At 59.8% G+C, this 15,134-nt stretch carries 11 protein-coding genes and 5 pseudogenes; 5 read left to right on the top strand and 11 right to left on the bottom strand.

Features of this window, described 5'->3' with window-relative positions; genetic code table 11:
• The first annotated feature begins 180 nt into the window (after positions 1-180).
• On the top strand, positions 181-1,191 hold the full coding sequence (locus AWB82_RS30175; protein ID WP_086972974.1) for an aldo/keto reductase: 1,011 nt from the start codon (positions 181-183) through the stop codon (positions 1,189-1,191).
• A gap of 291 nt (positions 1,192-1,482) precedes the next feature.
• Positions 1,483-1,704 (top strand): hypothetical protein, encoded by a 222-nt coding sequence (locus AWB82_RS30170; RefSeq protein WP_062639683.1) that lies wholly within the window; start codon positions 1,483-1,485, stop codon positions 1,702-1,704.
• 45 nt (positions 1,705-1,749) lie between these two features.
• On the opposite strand, the pseudogene AWB82_RS30165 reads toward AWB82_RS30170, so the two are convergent.
• From AWB82_RS30165 to AWB82_RS30150, 3 genes and pseudogenes are all read right to left on the bottom strand, one after another.
• Positions 1,750-2,195 (bottom strand): annotated as a pseudogene (locus AWB82_RS30165) (SET domain-containing protein).
• Between the two features lie 315 nt (positions 2,196-2,510).
• Positions 2,511-2,804, bottom strand: a pseudogene (locus AWB82_RS30155) (HU family DNA-binding protein); the annotation flags it as partial.
• Positions 2,805-2,852: 48 nt separating this feature from the next.
• The gene (locus tag AWB82_RS30150) at positions 2,853-3,092 is read right to left on the bottom strand and encodes a hypothetical protein (protein WP_086972972.1); all 240 of its coding nucleotides are present in this window, start codon (positions 3,090-3,092) and stop codon (positions 2,853-2,855) included.
• A gap of 78 nt (positions 3,093-3,170) precedes the next feature.
• Between AWB82_RS30150 and AWB82_RS38590 the strand changes: the two are divergent.
• Positions 3,171-3,359: pseudogene (locus AWB82_RS38590) on the top strand (poly(3-hydroxyalkanoate) depolymerase); the annotation flags it as partial.
• A 437-nt stretch (positions 3,360-3,796) separates the two neighbouring features.
• Positions 3,797-5,089 carry a hypothetical protein gene (locus tag AWB82_RS30140; protein WP_086972971.1) on the top strand — a complete coding sequence of 431 codons (1,293 nt, stop codon included), beginning with the start codon at positions 3,797-3,799 and terminating at the stop codon, positions 5,087-5,089.
• 81 nt (positions 5,090-5,170) lie between these two features.
• Here the strand turns inward: AWB82_RS30140 and AWB82_RS30135 are convergent, their stop codons facing one another.
• The 4 genes and pseudogenes from AWB82_RS30135 to AWB82_RS30120 form a co-directional block, all read right to left on the bottom strand.
• The gene (locus AWB82_RS30135; RefSeq protein ID WP_086972970.1) at positions 5,171-5,473 is read right to left on the bottom strand and encodes an H-NS histone family protein; all 303 of its coding nucleotides are present in this window, start codon (positions 5,471-5,473) and stop codon (positions 5,171-5,173) included.
• A gap of 351 nt (positions 5,474-5,824) precedes the next feature.
• Positions 5,825-6,028: a cold-shock protein gene (locus tag AWB82_RS30130; RefSeq protein ID WP_062644147.1), complete on the bottom strand. Its 204-nt coding sequence runs from the start codon at positions 6,026-6,028 to the stop codon at positions 5,825-5,827.
• A 388-nt stretch (positions 6,029-6,416) separates the two neighbouring features.
• Positions 6,417-8,417: an RNA polymerase sigma factor RpoD gene (gene rpoD, locus AWB82_RS30125; protein WP_062644145.1), complete on the bottom strand. Its 2,001-nt coding sequence runs from the start codon at positions 8,415-8,417 to the stop codon at positions 6,417-6,419.
• 415 nt (positions 8,418-8,832) lie between these two features.
• Positions 8,833-9,090, bottom strand: a pseudogene (locus tag AWB82_RS30120) (transposase domain-containing protein); the annotation flags it as partial.
• A 284-nt stretch (positions 9,091-9,374) separates the two neighbouring features.
• Here AWB82_RS30120 and AWB82_RS30115 point away from each other — a divergent pair.
• A pseudogene (locus AWB82_RS30115) lies at positions 9,375-9,617 on the top strand (transposase domain-containing protein); the annotation flags it as partial.
• A gap of 424 nt (positions 9,618-10,041) precedes the next feature.
• Here the strand turns inward: AWB82_RS30115 and AWB82_RS30110 are convergent.
• The 4 genes from AWB82_RS30110 to AWB82_RS38585 form a co-directional block, all read right to left on the bottom strand.
• A complete protein-coding gene (locus AWB82_RS30110; RefSeq protein ID WP_062643082.1) occupies positions 10,042-11,109 on the bottom strand; it encodes an SDR family oxidoreductase in 1,068 nt (355 codons plus the stop codon).
• 203 nt (positions 11,110-11,312) lie between these two features.
• The gene (locus AWB82_RS30105; protein ID WP_086972969.1) at positions 11,313-12,431 is read right to left on the bottom strand and encodes an enoyl-CoA hydratase/isomerase family protein; all 1,119 of its coding nucleotides are present in this window, start codon (positions 12,429-12,431) and stop codon (positions 11,313-11,315) included.
• Between the two features lie 497 nt (positions 12,432-12,928).
• Positions 12,929-13,831: an SMP-30/gluconolactonase/LRE family protein gene (locus tag AWB82_RS30100; RefSeq protein ID WP_086972968.1), complete on the bottom strand. Its 903-nt coding sequence runs from the start codon at positions 13,829-13,831 to the stop codon at positions 12,929-12,931.
• Between the two features lie 187 nt (positions 13,832-14,018).
• A complete protein-coding gene (locus tag AWB82_RS38585) occupies positions 14,019-15,032 on the bottom strand; it encodes an ABC transporter permease (RefSeq protein ID WP_235023497.1) in 1,014 nt (337 codons plus the stop codon).
• Between the last annotated feature and the right edge of the window lie 102 nt (positions 15,033-15,134).

Genomic DNA, 15,134 nt, shown 5'->3' with positions numbered 1-15,134 from the left:
GCAACACTCGCTTCGGCAGCTCAACCTCATGGCTCTAAACATTAAAACCGCTGTTGCACTTCAACCTTGAAACCGCCCTGTTTAAAGGTCTTTATCGCTAGATCCTGTCCGCCTATCATCATCTCTATTTGGCAACAATCGCAGCCCGCTCAGGCGCCGCTGCCCCACATGGAGATAAGGATGGACTATAGATATTTGGGCCGCAGCGCCCTCAAAGTTTCGCCGCTGTGTCTGGGCGCGATGATGTTCGGCGGCGAAGCGGACGATACGACTTCGCGCCGGATCATCGACAAGGCTTTCGATCGGGGCGTGAATTTCATTGACACCGCCGACGTTTATCACGCGGGACGATCCGAAGAAACTGTCGGCCGCGCGATTGCCGCGCATCGCGATGACTGGGTCATTGCAACCAAGTTTGGCTATCCGGCGTCGGGCAGTGCGCGTCCCAACGAACAGGGCCAGTCGCGCAAATGGATCTACCAGACGGTCGATGCGAGCCTGAAGCGCCTAGGGACCGACTACATCGACGTTCTCTACTTCCATCGTTCGCTAAACGACGCGCCTCTGGAAGAAGGCGTGCGAGCCATCGGCGACCTCATTCGTCAGGGTAAGGTGCGCTATTTCGGTCTTTCCAACTTCCGCGCATGGCGCATTGCGGAAGTTGTGCGGCTGGCCGATCAACTCGGCATCGATCGCCCTGTTGCGATCGAGCCGGTCTACAACATGGTCGACCGCACGGCCGAGGTGGAGTTGATGCCCGCTGCCGGGCATTACGGGATTGGCGTCGTGCCCTACAGCCCGCTTGCTCGCGGTGTGCTGACCGGCAAATACGCACCCGACGAAGCACCGCCGGCCGACTCGCGTGCGGGACGCGGTGACAAGCGCATCCAGCAGACCGAGTGGCGACCGGAATCGCTCGCCATCGCGCAGAAAGTCGCGGCGCACGCAGCCGAACGCGGGACGACTTCGATCGCCTTTGCCATTGCCTGGGTATTGCAGAACAGGCTTGTGAGTTCTGCAATCGCCGGTCCGCGCACGGAAGCGCATTGGGACAGCTATATGGACGCATTATCCCTGCAGCTCGGCCCGGACGACGAGAAGTTTATCGACAGTCTGGTTCCTCCGGGTCACGCTTCGACGCCGGGTTACACAGATCCCAACTATCCGGTCGAAGGACGGCGGGTGACTTAGCCGTGCTGGCAGCACAGAACTGGAGCCGTGCCGCGACGACGTGAATCCTCAGGGAGATCTGAAACCTGAATGCGTAACCTTTAGAGGCCCGGCCTGCGGAGGAGCACGCCGACAGAGAATCCCTGTGTTTAGCCGGCCCCGATTGCGGCTTAAGCCGTGAGCCAAAGCGACATGTCGCGGTCTTGCACTCCCCTTACATCGGCGTGCGCAGAGCCGAACGTGTCCTAGCCAACATAAAGATCAGACAATAACAGCTAGGCTTCGCTCTTCACCGCAAGCTACGCTGCCCGCATGGACCACTATTTCACGACGCAGCAAGGCGCCATCCGACGACTCATGGGGCTCATGCGCGGCGCGACGGGCACATCCGGTCCGTCGATCGTCGTCGGCAAAAGAAAGGACGGCGCCGAAGTCAATGGCATCTCCGAAGTCTTGTCCGGCGTCCGCGCAGGCCGGATCGCAAGCTTCTTTCATTCGAGTCCGACGGACAGGCATGTCGTCTTCGTCACCTGAGCCGTCGAAGGCGTTAGCGAATAGCCAGCCACACAGACACATCGCTCATCCTCGCGCTGGTGCCAACATGGTTCCCCGACAGTGAAGCGAGCCGCAGCAACATCGGTACAGCTTCTTCAGCGACGGCGTCCGACGCCCCTCGACGAAAGCCGATAGTCAATGAACAATTCTTCGCCCGGCTCGATATCGCGCAGCGCGTGAAAGAACACTCGGCTGCCCTGCTGCTCGGATTCACAGTTCGGCTCGCAACTGTGGTTCACCCAACGGGCCGAATTGCCTCCTTGTGCGCCGTCGATCACCCGGCCGTCATCGAGATCGAAGAAAAACGTGTGCCCGTCCTCCGCCGCTGAGCGCTCATAGCGACGTTGCGCCTCCTTCCAGGCGACGAGTTCGCCTTTGTACTCAAGGATGGTTTCGCCGGCAGACATTTGAGTGACCGCGAAAACACCGCGCCCATGAACCGGCGAGGTGCGAACAGTAAAGCGACGCATTGACATCTTTCCAACGTTGCACTGAAGGGACGCATCGACGACAGAAGCCGGCACTTGGCATAATGGCACAACGCAGCCAACTTCTACGCTATGCCTTCATCGACCGGCCGCCGTCGTTCGAAGCGAAAACCGTCTCGCGGGACGCTCGCCCGCTATCGAGATCGAATCGTCGAGATCCTGGGCGATGCCCGCGGACAGCGCGTCATGATTCGGTCGATTCACCCCGATGGGCGCGAGCGCTTGACGGCCGTGAAGCTGGCTAATCTGCTACCGCTCGAAAGCCAATTGTTCTGAGCCGGCCGTTGCGCCTTCGCCTCAGGACGCGTTGACCGCGTCCTTGAATGCCTTACCGGCCGTGAATTTGACTGTCTTTGCGGCGGCGATGTCGACTGCTTCGCCGGTTTGCGGGTTGCGGCCCGTGCGCGCCGCACGCTCGCCGCGCCCGAAGGTGCCGAAGCCGATCAACTGCACGGCATGGCCCGCGGACACCTCCGTCAAGACCGTCGCCAACACGGCGTTGATCGACTCTTCGGCGGCGCTCTTGCTGGTTCCGGTCTGCGACGCGACCGCTTCGAGCAGTTCTTGCTTGTTCATCGAGATTTCCTCTTTCTGGACCGACCGCCATCTTACCGAACCACGCCGGTCGGGGTGCGGTACCTAAATCAAGCCTATATGCGAGTGCGAGGCTGCGCCACTTCGTTCAAGTGAAAAAAAAGCCACCAGCTGGCGGCTTTCCAAACTCGCAAACGACCACGCGCCCGGATCGTACAACGGACGGGGTGAACGCGATCTCAATCCCGCGTAGTAGGCGGTGAGTTCGGGACCTCGATCGACAATCGCCAGCGTGGCGACGCCGATATCCAGCACATACGCGGCGGCGGTCGCAAAGATCGTCACAGCCGCTCGGCCGCTGAACACGGGAGTTTCACGCCGTGACTCAGCGTAGGTCGAACACAAGCGTCCAACGGGTTAGAAGGCGGGCGCAGGTGCACCGCCAAACGGTTAAAGTCGGAGAGCGGCATTAATCCAGAACTCTGGACGATCCATGGCGCACCACATGCGTGGGCGGGCGGCTGCCCGCGGGGAAGTTGCACTGATCCCGCCGGACCCGACGCCAGCACCGAGATGGTGCGCTTCTTTCTTGAGCATCCGCGACGCCATTGAGGCGCCCGCTTTTGTCTGTGGCCTGCCAGCGGGTCGCTCGTCTCGTCGCCTGACGATATGAAGCGCGACTAAGCTTGGACCCACCGCACAGCACTGCCGCGACGTCCGCCATCGATCACACGTCCATCGTAACGATCGGAAAAAACGTGTGCCGATATTCGTCGTCGGAGCATTGGCCGGACCGGAGACCACGGACAGTAGCAGGTAGCATATGTAGTGCCGGTCGCGAACCCGCTGCACGAATGTTATAAAGTGAGCCACCAGACATACGCGATAACCATTTCCCGGGCCGCGGATTGCGCACGTCGATCACCGCACGGCGGATTGCCACAAAAGCGCGCATGTCCCGCCCGTATAGGTTTCGGCGAATCAAACCGCAACACTGCCTCGTCTATAATCGAAGGACTACTGTTTCAATTACCGGGGAGCCCTAGTTCATGAGTCAAGCGCACGGGCGGTACTCGGGATCTCGAGACAACGGCCAGCGTCAAGCGCGCCACGTTAAGAAAACGCCGCCCAACCGACAAGCCCAAGGATACGTGAAAGGACCTCCTGCTCGAGACCCCGTTCAGACTGCTTCCATTTTTAAGACGCGATCGTTTCAGTTACTGGTCGATGCGGTGGGTGCAGAGAATATTGCGTTGGGACTGGATTCGAACCTGACGCGAGTGGCGGAACTGATTAAGGGCGAGCGTTTCACGCCCGAGACAGCCTTTCACATGGAAACCACGCTTGGGTTGCCGCGCGGATTTTTTGATCAGCCCAATCCTGTGCTCGCACCCGAGACCATCGCTCGTTTGAAATCGCCATTGGACTTTGTTCAACCGGATGACGAACCAGAGGTAGTCTCCGAAACGTTCAGGCCGGCTTCCATCCCCGAGGTCAATCAACAGCCATTATTTGAAGATCGTTTGCCAGAGAAACCGGAAATGCCAAAGAAAGCAACTGACGGATCGCCAACGGTCGTCCAGAAGAGTAGAAATGCGGCTGTGCAGCCAGGCGCTCGCACCTCTCTAAAAGACGCGACTGCGAACGTCAAGACTTCTGCGAAGGCGAGCCCGCAGCAACCGCTGGCCTTAAATGACAGCGAAGCTGTTCGGAATATTCGGCGGGCCAACCTTCACGTTCTCACGACCCGCAAGGGATCCAAAGTGACCCTTGGCGTGGTCATGGGGCTTACGGGGTCCAATATGGCCCATCGGCTATACGGCAAGAAACGCATGGACGATGCGGAAGCGAATCGCTTCACGGAGCGCCTGGGTTTGCCAACCGGATGGCTGGACACTCAACGCTCGGAGGCAGAGATCCCAGAACCCGTGTCCCGTTTGCTTCTTCCTACTTCGCGCGGCAAGGCATCCGACGACGAACAACGACCGAGCACGCGTGCCGATGATAGCCCACCTGACTCAGGAGGTGTCTCGCACGAGGAAGAGGCGACTGTCGTTAGCCCCCAAGATCATGCAAGCGCCCCCATCGCTGAGCTTGCCAGTCCCTCAGTTCGAGAAAGCGACGTTTCGCTCCCGGCAACGCTCGAGCAGAATCCAGGCGCTGCAGCCCCGCAGCTTCACCCGATGCAGCGCCCCTTCACTTCCGTGACCAGCCTGGAAAATCTCGACGGTATCGAACCGATAGCGGAGGCACTGATCAAGACGCTGGCAGGCAAAGCACGTATTGGCCGGCTGGACGAGTTGAAAGCCTTGGAGCTGTTGCAGCAACCGGTGTCGCTTTGAGTCGGTGAGTCGATGTCGGGTGTGAAAGCACAATAGCCCGCTACCACCGCGCGAGGAGAGTCGCGCTTCGAAAAACCACCGTTACGCGCGCACGAGAAAGTCGTCCCGATTCTTGTCGACAATCCAATGCGGCGCCCGTCCTCGACCGCTCCACGTGGCGCCGCTTTGCAAATCGCGATACTTCGGCACAGCGGCCACCGTGACGTTCTGGCTTTCATGGTCCCGACCCATCAGATCCGCAAGGCTGATTTGATATTCGTGCATCTTGCGCACGATGTCGGCAAGGACCACATCCGCTTCACGCTGGCGCGCCGCCGCCACCTGCTGCTGAAGCGTTTGGCGCTGCGCGAGCAGTTCTTTAAGGCTGGGTTGCTTGATTTCCATTCAGGGCGATTTGCTCTTTGATGTCGATTCAGGATTCAGGATGCGGCGCACAGGGGCAGCAACCAATGAGAGGCGACGGGTAATCTGAACACGTCGTCGCGCCAACGCAGCTTGCCGGAACGCTTATTGGCAAACGGTGGCAACTTGGGTAGCGCTACAGAACCAATACAGACTCTATCTGGAGATGTGCAGGCGATATGATGTCACGCACTTTAGCGGCGAACCGTCGGCTCGACTCACCAGACCACATGCACGTGAAGGCGGTGAGTAATGCTCTTGAGGGGTGGCGAGACGAGCCGGTGCCACTCTACGTCGGATCCAGCAGCGAGCAGATCTGACGCTCGTGCGGGCTTAAAGCGGCTGGATGTTAGCCGCTTGCTTGCCTTTCGGGCCTTGTTTCACTTCGAAGCTGACCTTTTGGTTCTCCTGCAGCGACTTGAAGCCGTCCGCTTTTACTTCAGAAAAGTGCGCAAACAAATCCTCACCGCCGTCATCCGGTGTGATGAAGCCAAAGCCTTTTGCGTCGTTGAACCACTTTACGGTACCGGTTGCCATCTGCTGATTTTTCCTAGAGGTCATGCATTTTGAGTGATCACGCCGCGCATCGAATTCTATGCGCAGCATCAACTTTGTAGCACGCGAACGTCGCTCCGACTACCCGGATCTGCCCTGATGCTCACATCGCCCCCGCAAAAGCTCACCTTCGTAGTCCGACAGCGCCAAACAAGCTCTGCGAATGCACTCGGACACGACCTGTGCCGGCGCCTTGACCCTTCGCGAACCCTCGGGAAGAACGGCGAAGGGCAACACAAGCAGCCGATTTGAAGACGCTGAAAATTCAACGATGCGAAATGGGCGACGCGAGCGCACCGGTCTAACCGACCGCGGGCGCTCCTCGTCATCCGATAAATCTCGATCTGGCGATGTGCGCGATCGCGGATCATCAATGGTCGAGAAACTCTCTTAGCTTGTCGGCGCGGCTCGGGTGCATGAGTTTTCGCATTGCCTTGCTTTCGATCTGGCGGATTCGTTCGCGCGTGACGTCGAACTGTTTGCCCAGTTCCTCGAGCGTATAGTCCGACGCGGTATCGATCCCGAAGCGCATGCGCAGCACCTTCGCCTCACGCGGCGACAGCGCATTGAGCGCCTCGTCGATCGCGGCGCGCATGTTGGCATGCACGGCGGCGTCCGCGGGAGACGACGCGCTCGGATCTTCGATCATGTCGCCAAGCGTTGCATCGGCATCTTCGCCTACCGGCGTCTCGAGCGAAACCGGCTGCTTCGCGATCTTCAGGATGTCGCGGATTTTTTCCTCCGGCATCTCCATGCGCTCGGCCAGCACGGCAGGATGCGCTTCCTGCCCCGTCTGTTGCAGGATTTCACGCGAAATGCGGTTGAGCTTGTTGATCGTCTCGATCATGTGCACTGGCACGCGAATCGTGCGCGCCTGATCGGCTAGCGAGCGTGTCACGGCCTGGCGCACCCACCACGTCGCGTAGGTCGAAAACTTCCAGCCGCGCCGGTATTCAAACTTGTCGACCGCCTTCATCAAGCCGATATTGCCTTCCTGAATCAGATCTAGGAAGTGCATGCCGCGGTTCACGTACTTCTTTGCGATGGAGATCACAAGGCGCAGGTTGGCCTCGATCATCTCGCGCTTCGCCTGCCGCATCTTCGACTCGGCGGCCATCATCTGCCGGTTGATTTTCTTCAACTGCTGTAGCGGCAGTACCGCGTTCACTTCGATCTCGATCAGCTTTTGCTGCTCGGCCTGGATCGCCGGCAGGCTGCGTTCGAGTGCGGCGCCGTATTCGCGTGACGCCGCCGCCATGTTTGCGGTCCAATCAAGATCGGTCTCGTGACCCGGAAACGCCTTGATAAAATCGTCACGTGGCATCCCGCACCGGTCCACGGCGATCTGCAAAATGCGCCGCTCGACCGCGCGCACGTGTGCCACCTGCTGCTGCACATCGGCGCACAACCGGTCGATCGTTCGCGCCGTGAAACGGATGAGAGCGAGTTCGCGCTTAATCTCCCTACACAGGCGTGCAAAGGCGGCTATCTCCTTGGCTTCCGTGGCGCTGGTATGCGGCATTTGGTCGAACAACTCGCCCACTCGCGCAAAAATAGCGAGGCTGTCGCTCGTCAACTGTTTCAAGCGCGCTTCGTTCGCCTGGTTCGCATCTGCTGCTTCGAGATCGCTGTCGTCATCGGCGTCCACGTCGTCGCCGCCGGTGTCCGTGTCGACGTCTTGCGAAGTAGCCGAATCTGACGCCGACGAGTCGCTCTCTACGTTCCTTTCGTTGAGGCCGTCGACCAGTTCGTCGATGCGTAGTTCACCGGCCGCAACCTGCTCCGCACTTGCAAGGATCGTCGCGATTGTCGCCGGGCACGCCGCAATCGCCTGAATCATCTCGTGAAGCCCGTCTTCGATGCGTTTCGCAATCTCGACCTCGCCTGCGCGAGTCAGCAATTGCGTCGCACCCATTTCGCGCATGTACATGCGCACCGGATCGGTGGTGCGCCCAAATTCGGAGTCGACGGTCGAAAGCGCGACTTCCGCTTCCTCGTCGGCCTGGTCGTCCGATACGGCAGCGGGCGCCGAGTCGTTCAGGAGCAGCGCTTCCGCGTCGGGCGCCTGCTCGTACACCGCTACACCCATGTCATTGAACGTGCTGACAATAGTTTCGATCGCCGCAGTCTGGGCGAAGTTGTCGGGCAAGTGATCGTTGATTTCCGCGTGGGTCAGGTAGCCGCGTTCCTTGCCCAACTGGATGAGTGCGCGCATCTGAAGTTGGCGCTCTTCGTCCTGCAACGCCATGGACGCGGCGTCCATCGGCAGCAAGACCGCGACTGTCTTGCCCTTCGACGCGCGCCGACCCGAAGCTTTCCGCGCGGATGCGGCCGTGTCGGGTCCTGAATCTTCCTGATCAAACCTTGGCATTGACTCTCCTCGAGGTTTGCTCGGCGCTGGCGACAATGGCCATAGACGTCACGGCCTGCGCGACACGAACAGGGTCACAACGGTAGCCACGGTCGACATGCAAGGATCGGAACGAGCAAAGGACGCGGCCCTCTACGACGCTGGCCGGTTTGAATCGGTGCACAAAAGCGCACCGCAGCAACATAAATCGTTGCGTTGTACCAATCAGGCACTGGGGCGCATTTCGCTAGACAACATCCTCTTGTGGTGGGCCCTAAGCGATACGGCGCCTCGCAGCTTTTCTCGGCGCAAGTCTTGAAAATTCCCTCCTCGGCTTGCGTCTTCCAGGCAAATCGGCCGGCATGGTGCGTATCCAGTTCATCGTAAGCGCGAATTAACACGCACCACGGCGGACCACTGGATGATCTGTGCTCGATCAAGTTGACGCAAATGCGTCGTTCGACTTCACGAAGTTGAATGGGAGCAGGTCACGGATATCGTCATCCGCTGCGCGCTGCGGCAGCTCGGTCAGCACGCGCAGCAGATACACATACGGCTCGACTCCGCATGCACGGCAGGTCAGCATCAAGCTGTAAATGATCGCACTGGCCTTTGCACCAGCGACCGTGTCGCTGAACAGCCATGCCTTTCGTCCAGTCGTAAATGGGCGGACGTCGCGCTCGAGCAGATTATGCCGACTCCCGGACTATGCCGCCTGTGACGCCGGCAATCCATGCAATGCGGGTTCGCGTTGATGAGCGGCGCGGCATCATTTTCGGCGCGCCATCGAGCTCAAGGACTACGCCTTGGCGTATGCCGCTCCGTCTGGGCAAGGTTCCGGGTCGATTTCGACGACCGGACCAATTTCGGGCCTTCCTGAAAAGCTTTTGATTATGCCGCGCCGCAAGCTTCCGATAAGGCCGCCACCCGTTTTTGACCTTGCACATTGGAAGATGGGCGGCATAATCCGGGAGTCGGCATAATCCCTGCGAAAATTCCATTCGCCCGTTTGTCGTCGCACGCAAAAGCTTCCTGTTTGCCGATACAGTTGCTGGCGCACATGCGAGTGCGAATCTTTATTCGCTGGTCGAGTCAGCCAAAGCCAACGGCATCGATCCGTATCGCTACCTCACCTGGCTGTTCCAGCGGTTGCCTCTCGCAAAGACGGCCGACGACTACGACGCGCTGCTTCCCTGGAAGCTGCCGGCCAATCTCCGCTGATCCGCGTTCCTACCACACGTCACGCGCTCCGCCACCTGAATTGAGGGGCGTCGCTGATGGACCGCATACGGCCAATCTGCTTCCGCTTGAGAGCCAGTTTGTTCTGATCCGGCCGCGTGCATTCGTAGACCGCATTAAATTTGTCACCGTTGAGACAGTAATTCTGTCAACTCGCGACGACGCGGCGTTCCCGTAATGGTCCAGCCTTGCTGGACAAGCGTAATTAAATTTGTCACCGGCCTCATGAGACGGGCGGCCTTTCACGTGCGGATGGCCACGAGCCGTTCGCGCGGGCAGCGTGCATCGGCTGCTCGGCTGTGCGGCAGCAGCCGGCCGAGACCGTGTCAAACCGCATAGCCGTCGGGAATTTGACGACACGCTGTCTCGGCGGCAGATCGCGGCATTTTGATTAGGTGCGTCATGTTCATTGCGGAATAACGCGCTCAACCTTAAGCCGGTCAAACAACTCAAAGAAGGCGTCGGACGTGCTCTGATAGTCCAGGAATCCCGCCTTGCGGCTCTTCGTCATATCGGTGAGCACCTCCATCGGACGGCCAAGGTCGGCGTCCGTGTGCCACCATGACGCCAGCCTGCCGATATCCGTTTCGACCAGATCGAACCGTGCCGCGATCTTGGACCATTGCTCGCCCGTATCCTGCATCCGGTGTTCAAGCGGACGCATCTTGCCGTCGAATGGCGCAGCCTCGATGCCGAAGTATTCCGCGATTCGCGACCACATCCAGTTCCAGCGGAACGCGTCGCCGTTGACCACGTTGAAGTCCTCATTGCGCGCGTTTGGGGAGGTCGCGGCCCATTCGAGATGGCGCGCCAGAAGCCGGGCGTCGGTCATGTCGGTCAGACTGTTCCATTGCGTTGGAGAACCAGGAAACACGAAAGGTTCGCCAGCCTGTTTGCAAAGCGACGCGTAGACGGCTAGCGTCACTCCCATATTCATCGCGTTCCCGAGAGCGTATCCGATGATCGTATGCGGGCGATGCACGCTCCAGCTGAAGCCGTAACGCTGCGCGGCGCCGAAGAGCCGGTCTTCCTGTTCATAGTAAAAATTGTCGACCGGCTGGCGCCCTTGCTCTTCACGAAACGGCGTGACCGGCACAGCACCTGTTGCATACGCCTCGAATGGCCCGAGGTAATGCTTCAGGCCGGTGACGAGCGCCGCGTGTGACACGCCACCCGACGGCCCGAGCGCGTCTAGCAAATGAGCCACCATGGCGCCATTCACGCGAATATTTTCCTTCTCGGTCGCCTGGCGAGCCCATGCGGTAAAAAACACGTGGCTGAACGCTCGGCCGGCGAGCGCCTTGCTAACAGAGTCAGCCGAAGTCAGATCGGCTGTAATCGATTCTATGGCCGGCGAAACGGCCGTTCGGCCGCGCGAAAGTCCTGCAACCGTCCAGCCGGTCGAAAGCAACTGGTCGGCCAGACTGCTGCCGACGATGCCGCTTGCCCCAATGATGAGCGCGCGTTTTGCCATGAGAGAGTTGGTCAAGATGAAGAAGCCTGTTGACTCGGGCTGGTTTCCAACCGATCAATCGTTGCCCGAGGAGTGAATGCGTCTTAAACGAATCGCGTTAGATCCCGTCGAATCGAAAGGTGGCTCGGCGACACGCCGCGGAAAGCCGGGCCCAGGTTCGATATTGCACCGTACCACAGTGGCCCGCTGCAACAGACCTCGGTTCACGATGCGCCAAGATCTTCTAGCGGGTGCATGTCACCAGGCCATGGGGATGCCAGAAAGTGTTGGACCCGTTCGGCGTGCACTTCGGCAAGCGTCACTGGCTTCCAGCGAGGCCGTTGGTCCTTGTCGACGATCAGAGCACGCACGCCCTCAAGGAAATCGCCCTCGGAGATCGCTCGATACACGATTCCTAGTTCCATGCGAAAGCAGTCGGCGAGCGCCAACTGGCGGCCACGCAGCAGCGCGTGATAGGTCACCTCCAGCATGCATGGCGAGTTGCTCGTGAGTGCGGCGAGCGTTGCCGTGGACCAATCTGTGGGCGTATCCTGTTGCAGGCTCCGGACGATTGACTCAATGCCGTCCGCAGCGTTGAAATGTGCCCGGATCTGCTCGCGGTGCGCTTCGAGTTGGGCATACACCTCAGTGTTTGCCGGCGGCACGAACGCGCGCCGCAGCGAATCGATTGCCTCTTCACGGCCATCCCAGTGCAGCGTCTCAAGGCGCTGCACGAAGTCGCGGAGCCACAGCGATGGCACGCAAATATCCGCGAGACCGCATGCAACCGCGTCGGCACCGGAGAGCATTGCGCCGGTGAGACCAACGTACAGCTCCATGTCGAGCGACATCTTACCCATGAAATACGTCGCCCCGACATCAGGCAGCATGCCAATGCGCGTTTCGGGCATCGCCATGCGTGTGCGCTCGGTCACGATACGGAGTGCAGCGCCTTGCGCGAGCCCCATACCGCCCCCCATCGCGATGCCGTCCATGAGCGCCACTACTGGCTTCTCGAAGTTGTGGATCGCATAGTCGAGGCGGTATTCGTCAATGAAAAATTGGAGCCACGTCTTGTCACGCGTCGCGTCACTCCGCACGGACTCGTAGAGCGCGCGGATGTCACCACCAGCGCAGAAGGCTTTTTCGCCTGCGCCGCGTAGGACGACCGCGAGAATCGCATCTTCGGTGCGGCAGCGTTCGAACACCTGCGACAGCCGCCCAATCATTTCATGCGAGAGCGCGTTCAGAGCGCGCGGGCGGTTAAGGGTGATGATCGCCACTCGATTGACGACCTCGAAACCGACTTCCGGCTCATGCTCAATGACCATTTCTGTGCTCATGCGTTCTCCGTACATATTGGGCGTCTCAACGACGATTGCGACATGCTCGCGACGAGCGACCCCTTTGCGGAACGGCGAGGCGTTCGTTGCTACCGCCTCACCTTCCGCCGCAACCTAATTCGGCACTCGGCAATGGAGCCATTCGTCTGGGCCGCCTCAACTTGAGGGAGACCGTTGCTCCATCGAGCCTCGCTTCGACCATCGTCCGGCACCCAAATCCAGTCGGTGAGTCCTGAAGCAAATTGCGCAGTTTTAACTCCCCTCCATCTGCGCAAGTCGTCGTATCCGCGGCATGTCTATTCAACGGCTCAGGTTCGACCCGTGAATGTAGCTGTTCGTAGACCATTTTAGGAATTGACGCAGCGGTGTTTAAAGCGGCGTCCTCTGCTCGGCCACCGCCGGTGGGTACGATCCCACCGTAGGCACGCTCGAGAGGACGCCGTTAACCTACACAACATATGTCATGCTTTTACCGCCGCGTCATCCAACGTGTGCTTCTACCCCGCAAACCGAGGCTCTGGCAATCCTTTGACGCCAAGTCCGGTCACGGCAAACAGACCGCCCTTGTCGCGCTCCTTCTGCGGAATGCCCCACATCGGTCGACCCATCGTCGTGACATAGAGGGTGTCAAGATCTGGACCGCCGAACATCACGCTCGTTAAATTGCGTATTGGAAACGGCACGACCCGGTCGAGCGTTCCATCCGGTGCGTATCGCAGAATGCGCCCGCCGAATACGAGCGCGGACCAGATGAAGCCTTCAGCATCCACCGTTGCACCATCGAAGGTCCCGGCCATGTCGCGTGCGGAAGCAAAGACCCGCCGGTTGGACGCTGCACCCGTCTCAATGTCGTAGTCGTAAGCGTACATCTGCTTGTCGTACGTATCGGTGAAGTAGAGCGTGCGGTTGTCTGGGCTCCAGCACGGACCGTTTGAGCAACTAATGCCGCCATCGAGCCGCGTGACCTTGCCGTTTGTGTCGAGCCGGTAAAGAGCGCCGCTTCGCGTCGAACGCTGGCCGCGGTCTGCCTCATAGCGATCGAAGTCGTATGCCATGGTTCCCGCAATAAAGCGGCCCTTCCGGTCAACCTTGCCGTCGTTAAAGCGCGTCTCCGGATCATCGCTTTCCGGATCGGCGATGAGCTCCACCGTCTGCTTCTCAAAGTCGTAGAAGTTCAGGCCGTTCGCGAGCGCTACAACTGCACCACCCTGCTCGCGCAGCGCCATCGAGCCGATATGGTGCGGCACGAAGAAGCGCTCGACCGCGCTGCCGTCGGCTCGGCAGCGATAAATCTCCGCCGCCGTGCTATCAATCCAGTACAACCGCTCTTCCTTTACGTCCCAAAGAGGCCCTTCGCCAAGATGGTTATTGGCATCGACCAGTAAGCGCGTTTCAATCATCATTGTCTCCGTGTGTCGTGCATTAACGGTCCAACTTCCCCGCGGGTTACTTCGTCTAGGGCCAGCGGCGACGCGCAAAGCGAAAATCGAGCGCGTCCTCTGACCCCGCGAGCAAACTCGAGGCATTACGCTTGCGCGCGGGCCGCGGGGTCGCGGCCCGCCAAGCGTCGTAAGTCAACTGTCTCAATCATGCTTTCTTGTCGCGCAGTGTGATCACCGCGGCCAGTACGACGACGCCGTTAATGATGTCGCGCACAGCTGGCGGCACAGTTGTTCCCGCGAGCAGCGTGCCGAGCGCGGTGAGCAGCAGTGCTCCGCCGAACACGCCGAGGTAGTGCCCGCGCCCGCCCGTGATCAGCGCACCACCCACGACAACGGCTGCAATCGACGGCAGCAGGTAAGGATCTCCCATGCCGAGAAACGCCTGGCTGCTGAAACCGGCAAGCAATATCCCGACGATCGCGGAACACAGGCCCGAGAGGCAGTACACGGCGATCAGCGTCGCGCCAACCCGCACACCCGCCAGCTTTGCCGCGATCTGCGAATTGCCAACCGCATACACGCGCCGTCCGAACGGTGTGCGATGCAAGAGCAACAGCGCCACCGCAAGAAAGAGCGGCACGCTCCACGCGGCGTGCGACAGCGGACCGAAGTGGCCGTTTGTGAATTCGCTGATGACTGAGGGTGCCCATCCTTGTGGCGAACCGTTGCAGTAAATCAGCGTAAGTCCTTGCAACAAGCCGTTCGCCGCAAGCGTGACGACGATCGGCGGTAAGCCGAGCACGACAACGCCGAGGCCGTTGAACAGGCCAACCAACAGGCCAACGCCCAGCACCAGGGGCACCGCCCATGCGGCCGCGCCGTTCGCACCGAATGTGAGGCCAGTGAGCAGTACGCCCGACAGCGTGATCAACCATGGCATCGAGAGGTCAAGTCCACCCGTTAGTATCACTGCACCCTGACCAAGACCGAGGACTGCGAGAAAGAGCGTCAGGGTCAGTAGACTGCTATAGAAATTGGCGCTCGTCAGGACCGAGGGGCCGTAGACAAAACCGGTAATCGCAACGGCGACGATGAAGAGCGCATATGCGGGTACGACGTACTTGACCCATTCGCGATTGCGCTCGATCCAGTCGCTGATGAAGCGCCCCTTCAGTTCCTTGTTTTCGATCGGTTGGAAGTTCGCCACTTCGAAAATCACACGCCGCGCGTCACCGCCGTCCTATACGCGGGTGCCGGTTCGCACCGCTCTCATCCATTGCGACGCGTACCGTGCGCAATGATGTGCGGCGGAATCCTTTCC

The sequence above is a fragment of the Caballeronia glebae genome (genome assembly GCF_001545035.1).
GTDB classification, from domain to species: domain Bacteria; phylum Pseudomonadota; class Gammaproteobacteria; order Burkholderiales; family Burkholderiaceae; genus Caballeronia; species Caballeronia glebae.
The sequence above is the reverse complement of the archived record's forward strand: the minus strand, read 5'-3'. Positions and strand labels throughout refer to the sequence as shown.

Coding starts and splice junctions, on each gene's coding strand:
- AWB82_RS30175 (WP_086972974.1), top strand. CDS start 181: ATGGACTATAGATATTTGGGCCGCAGCGCCCTCAAAGTTTCGCCGCTG.
- AWB82_RS30170 (WP_062639683.1), top strand. CDS start 1,483: ATGGACCACTATTTCACGACGCAGCAAGGCGCCATCCGACGACTCATG.
- AWB82_RS30140 (WP_086972971.1), top strand. CDS start 3,797: ATGAGTCAAGCGCACGGGCGGTACTCGGGATCTCGAGACAACGGCCAG.
- AWB82_RS30135 (WP_086972970.1), bottom strand. CDS start 5,473: ATGGAAATCAAGCAACCCAGCCTTAAAGAACTGCTCGCGCAGCGCCAA.
- AWB82_RS30130 (WP_062644147.1), bottom strand. CDS start 6,028: ATGGCAACCGGTACCGTAAAGTGGTTCAACGACGCAAAAGGCTTTGGC.
- rpoD (WP_062644145.1), bottom strand. CDS start 8,417: ATGCCAAGGTTTGATCAGGAAGATTCAGGACCCGACACGGCCGCATCC.
- AWB82_RS30110 (WP_062643082.1), bottom strand. CDS start 11,109: ATGGCAAAACGCGCGCTCATCATTGGGGCAAGCGGCATCGTCGGCAGC.
- AWB82_RS30105 (WP_086972969.1), bottom strand. CDS start 12,431: ATGAGCACAGAAATGGTCATTGAGCATGAGCCGGAAGTCGGTTTCGAG.
- AWB82_RS30100 (WP_086972968.1), bottom strand. CDS start 13,831: ATGATTGAAACGCGCTTACTGGTCGATGCCAATAACCATCTTGGCGAA.